The 5,768-nt window shown below is 50.9% G+C and carries 1 tRNA gene and 3 rRNA genes; all 4 read right to left on the bottom strand.

The features are described 5' to 3' along the window. Positions 1–54 precede the first annotated feature (54 nt). A 5S ribosomal RNA gene (gene rrf, locus PSCS_RS08660) occupies positions 55–170 on the bottom strand. Positions 171–461: 291 nt separating this feature from the next. Next, positions 462–3,365 (bottom strand): 23S ribosomal RNA (locus PSCS_RS08655). A 251-nt stretch (positions 3,366–3,616) separates the two neighbouring features. After that, positions 3,617–3,693 (bottom strand) — tRNA-Ile (locus PSCS_RS08650). 133 nt (positions 3,694–3,826) lie between these two features. Next, positions 3,827–5,365, bottom strand: a 16S ribosomal RNA gene (locus PSCS_RS08645). The 16S, 23S and 5S rRNA genes sit together here with 1 tRNA gene alongside, the layout of an rRNA operon. Between the last annotated feature and the right edge of the window lie 403 nt (positions 5,366–5,768).

The following is a 5,768-nucleotide window of genomic DNA, read 5'->3' as shown; positions in this document are numbered from 1 at the left end:
CCCAGAAAATAAAAAAGGGCTACCCCATGCGGGATAGCCCTTTTTGATTTTAATGCCTGACGATGTCCTACTCTCACATGGGGAAGCCCCACACTACCATCGGCGCTGAGCGGTTTCACTTCTGAGTTCGGAATGGGATCAGGTGGTTCACACTCGCTATGGTCGTCAGGCAAACTGTTGATGCCAGTCGCTTTTTGCTCAAACTGAGCGGGCGACTCCATCGTTTACCCGTTTTGTGAACAACTGCCCGTTCGGCAGCGGTTTCACATAACCTGAGTCCGTTTTCACAGCCCAGGTCTTTGACAATCAATGAATGAAGTATAGTCTCTAGATTGCTCTAGATCATGTGTATGCCGTGCTCTACAAGCACATTTTTTAATCTGACTTCGATCGCTATGACAAGTCGTCATCAACGCTCAATAATCACTTATCGGTTTTGGCTTTCAAAAACCTGCGATTATATGGTCAAGCCTCACGTGCAATTAGTACTGGTTAGCTCAACGCCTCACAACGCTTACACACCCAGCCTATCAACGTCCTGGTCTCGAACGGCACTTTAGGGGGCTCAAGGCCCCAGGGAGATCTCGTCTTGAGGGGGGCTTCCCGCTTAGATGCTTTCAGCGATTATCCCGTCCGAACATAGCTACCGGGCAATGCCACTGGCGTGACAACCCGAACACCAGAGGTTCGTCCACTCCGGTCCTCTCGTACTAGGAGCAGCTCCTCTCAAATCTCCAACGCCCACGGCAGATAGGGACCGAACTGTCTCACGACGTTCTAAACCCAGCTCGCGTACCACTTTAAATGGCGAACAGCCATACCCTTGGGACCGGCTTCAGCCCCAGGATGTGATGAGCCGACATCGAGGTGCCAAACACCGCCGTCGATGTGAACTCTTGGGCGGTATCAGCCTGTTATCCCCGGAGTACCTTTTATCCGTTGAGCGATGGCCCTTCCATACAGAACCACCGGATCACTATGACCTGCTTTCGCACCTGCTCGAGCCGTCGCTCTCGCAGTCAAGCACCCTTATGCCATTACACTAAGTGGGCGATTTCCGACCGCCCTTAGGGTACCTTCGTGCTCCTCCGTTACGCTTTGGGAGGAGACCGCCCCAGTCAAACTACCCACCACACACGGTCCTCGTCCCCGTTTCAGGGACTGAGTTAGAACCTCAACAATACCAGGGTGGTATTTCAAGGGCGACTCCACAACAACTAGCGTTGCTGCTTCAAAGTCTCCCACCTATCCTACACAGATAGTGTCAAAGTCCAGTGTGAAGCTATAGTAAAGGTTCACGGGGTCTTTCCGTCTAGCCGCGGGTACACTGCATCTTAACAGCGATTTCAATTTCACTGAGTCTTGGGTGGAGACAGCGTGGCCATCATTACGCCATTCGTGCAGGTCGGAACTTACCCGACAAGGAATTTCGCTACCTTAGGACCGTTATAGTTACGGCCGCCGTTTACCGGGGCTTCGATCAAGAGCTTCGCCGAAGCTAACCCCATCAATTAACCTTCCGGCACCGGGCAGGCGTCACACCCTATACTTCCACTTACGTGTTTGCAGAGTGCTGTGTTTTTAATAAACAGTTGCAGCCACCTGGTCACTTCGACCGGACCCAGCTTAGAGAGCAAGTCTCATCACCAGAGCCGGCGTACCTTCTCCCGAAGTTACGGTACCATTTTGCCTAGTTCCTTCACCCAAGTTCTCTCAAGCGCCTTGGTATTCTCTACCTGATCACCTGTGTCGGTTTACAGTACGGTCAATTGTTATCTGAAGCTTAGAAGGTTTTCCTGGAAGCATGGCATCAACCACTTCTCTTTCTAAAAAGAAAGATCGTCATCAGTTCTCGGCCTCCTCATTAAAGAGAGCGACCCGGATTTACCTAAGTCACTGACCTACAACCTTAAACGCGGACAACCAACGCCGCGCTGGCCTAGCCTTCTCCGTCACTCCATCGCAATAACAATCGGTATCGGAATTTTAACCGATTTCCCATCGACTACACCTTTCGGTCTCGCCTTAGGGGCCGACTCACCCTGCCCCGATTAACGTTGGGCAGGAAACCTTGATCTTCCGGCGGGGAGGTTTTTCACCCCCCTTATCGTTACTCATGTCAGCATTCGCACTTCTGATACCTCCAGCAGACTTCTCAATCCACCTTCAACGGCTTACAGAACGCTCCTCTACCATACGTGCAAAGCACGCATCCGCAGCTTCGGTTATCAGTTTGAGCCCCGTTATATCTTCCGCGCAGGCCGACTCGACTAGTGAGCTATTACGCTTTCTTTAAAGGATGGCTGCTTCTAAGCCAACCTCCTAGCTGTCTGAGCCTTCCCACATCGTTTCCCACTTAACTGATATTTGGGACCTTAGCTGGCGGTCTGGGTTGTTTCCCTCTTGACAACGGACGTTAGCACCCGCTGTCTGTCTCCCGTGATAAAACTTACTGGTATTCGGAGTTTGCATCGGGTTGGTAAGTCGGGATGACCCCCTAGCCGAAACAGTGCTCTACCCCCAGCAGTCAATGACACGAGGCGCTACCTAAATAGCTTTCGAGGAGAACCAGCTATCTCCGGGCTTGATTAGCCTTTCACTCCGACCCACAGCTCATCCCCTAATTTTTCAACATTAGTGGGTTCGGTCCTCCAGTGCCTGTTACGGCACCTTCAACCTGGCCATGGGTAGATCGCCCGGTTTCGGGTCTAATGCCAGCAACTAAACGCCCTATTAAGACTCGGTTTCCCTACGGCTCCCCTATTCGGTTAACCTTGCTACTGACATTAACTCGCTGACCCATTATACAAAAGGTACGCAGTCACAGAACAAGTCTGCTCCTACTGCTTGTACGTACGCGGTTTCAGGATCTATTTCACTCCCCTCTCCGGGGTTCTTTTCGCCTTTCCCTCACGGTACTAGTTCACTATCGGTCAGCCAGGAGTATTTAGCCTTGGAGGATGGTCCCCCCATCTTCAGTCAAAATTACACGTGTTTCGACCTACTCGTTTTCACAACTGCAGCGCTTTCGTGTACGGGGCTATCACCCACTGTCGCCGGACTTTCCAGACCGTTCCACTAACACTGCTGTTGCTTAAGGGCTTTTCCCCGTTCGCTCACCGCTACTAAGGGAATCTCAATTGATTTCTTTTCCTGCAGGTACTTAGATGTTTCAGTTCCCTGCGTTCGCCTCACATGCCTATGTATTCAGCATGTGATGACCCATAAATGGGCCGGGTTTCCCCATTCGGACACCTCCGGATCAAAGCCTGTTTGACGGCTCCCCGAAGCATTTCGTTGCCTACCACGTCCTTCATCGCCTCTGGCTGCCAAGGCATCCACCACGTACGCTTAGTTGCTTGACCATATAATCTCAGACTCCTAAAAGCCCAAAACACATCTCAAACAACTCGCCTTCGATCGTCGTACAGATTATGCGCTTGTATTAAGAACAGCATACACATCTTATTGTCCAACCAGCCTAAGCCAGTCAGCAATAATCTATATACTTCATTCATTGATTGTTAAAGAACAAGAACCTGAATCTTCTTGGATTCAGACAGTACCAATGAATTCGTCACATACAACCTTAATTGCATATAACCAATTCATGAATTGGTGGGTCTGGGCCGATTTGAACGGCCGACCTCACCCTTATCAGGGGTGCGCTCTAACCAACTGAGCTACAGACCCGAATCCGTCCAGGTCAGCCGCTTAACTCAAGCTTTAAAGCTTAAGCAACAAGAGCTACGACCCTGGGTTCCTGAAAACACAGGATTAAGTAATAGAGGTGAGCACTTTACCGGAACGCTTTCGCAGTTCAGTTTAAGGAGGTGATCCAGCCGCAGGTTCCCCTACGGCTACCTTGTTACGACTTCACCCCAGTCATGAATCACAAAGTGGTGAGCGCACTCCCGAAGGTTATGCTACCCACTTCTTTTGCAACCCACTCCCATGGTGTGACGGGCGGTGTGTACAAGGCCCGGGAACGTATTCACCGTGACATTCTGATTCACGATTACTAGCGATTCCGACTTCATGGAGTCGAGTTGCAGACTCCAATCCGGACTACGAAACGTTTTATGGGATTAGCTCCACCTCGCGGCTTCGCAACCCTTTGTACGCTCCATTGTAGCACGTGTGTAGCCCTGGTCGTAAGGGCCATGATGACTTGACGTCGTCCCCACCTTCCTCCGGTTTGTCACCGGCAGTCTCCTTAGAGTGCCCAACTAAATGATGGCAAATAAGGACAAGGGTTGCGCTCGTTACGGGACTTAACCCAACATCTCACGACACGAGCTGACGACAGCCATGCAGCACCTGTCACTGCGTTCCCGAAGGCACCAATCTATCTCTAGAAAGTTCGCAGGATGTCAAGACCAGGTAAGGTTCTTCGCGTTGCGTCGAATTAAACCACATGCTCCACCGCTTGTGCGGGCCCCCGTCAATTCATTTGAGTTTTAATCTTGCGACCGTACTCCCCAGGCGGTCAACTTAGTGCGTTAGCTGCGCCACTCAGAGGATGACCCTCCCAACGGCTAGTTGACATCGTTTACGGCGTGGACTACCAGGGTATCTAATCCTGTTTGCTCCCCACGCTTTCGCACCTCAGCGTCAGTATCGATCCAGGGGGCCGCCTTCGCCACTGGTATTCCTCCACATCTCTACGCATTTCACCGCTACACGTGGAATTCTACCCCCCTCTCTCGTACTCTAGCCTGGCAGTATTGGATGCAATTCCAAGGTTGAGCCCTGGGCTTTCACATCCAACTAACCAAACCGCCTACGCGCGCTTTACGCCCAGTAATTCCGATTAACGCTTGCACCCTTCGTATTACCGCGGCTGCTGGCACGAAGTTAGCCGGTGCTTATTCTGCAGGTAACGTCAACTCGCAAGGTTATTAACCTTACGCCTTTCCTCCCTGCTTAAAGTGCTTTACAACCCGAAGGCCTTCTTCACACACGCGGCATGGCTGGATCAGGGTTGCCCCCATTGTCCAATATTCCCCACTGCTGCCTCCCGTAGGAGTCCGGACCGTGTCTCAGTTCCGGTGTGGCTGATCATCCTCTCAGACCAGCTACGGATCGTTGCCTTGGTAGGCCTTTACCCCACCAACAAGCTAATCCGACGCAGGCTCATCTAATAGCGCAAGGTCCGAAGATCCCCTGCTTTCCCCCGTAGGGCGTATGCGGTATTAATCCGAGTTTCCCCGGGCTATCCCCCACTATTAGGCAGATTCCTACGCGTTACTCACCCGTCCGCCGCTCGACGCCTGGGAGCAAGCTCCCATCGTTTCCGCTCGACTTGCATGTGTTAAGCCTGCCGCCAGCGTTCAATCTGAGCCATGATCAAACTCTTCAGTTCAAAGGTTCGCCAGTTAAATCAACCGTACTACTTGATCGATCAATCCAACCAACTTATATCATGCTCAAAGTCACAACTACTGTCTTAAATAGACTTAATAATATACTCAGTAAATTAACGCAGTTGCTTTCCTTGATATCTTTTACGTATGCCGCAAAAGCATCCCGGAAAGCACCCACCTCTATTACTTAATCTCTGTCTTTTAAAGAACTTTTTCGTTAACCTTCGTGGCTAACGAGGCCGCGTATTATACGCGTCTTATCAATTCTGGCAAGCTTTTTTTCAAGAATTTTTTCTCTCAATCCAACTTGCTGCCTTGAGGTCGGTCCCGTTTAATCACGTTCTCGTCTCAAGGGCGCGCATTATGCCACAGAATCTGATTACCGCAAGCATAATTTGCAAA

The sequence above is a fragment of the Pseudohongiella nitratireducens genome (assembly GCF_001642735.1).
Taxonomy (GTDB): Bacteria; Pseudomonadota; Gammaproteobacteria; order Pseudomonadales; family Pseudohongiellaceae; genus Pseudohongiella; species Pseudohongiella nitratireducens.
The sequence above is the reverse complement of the archived record's forward strand: the minus strand, read 5'-3'. Positions and strand labels throughout refer to the sequence as shown.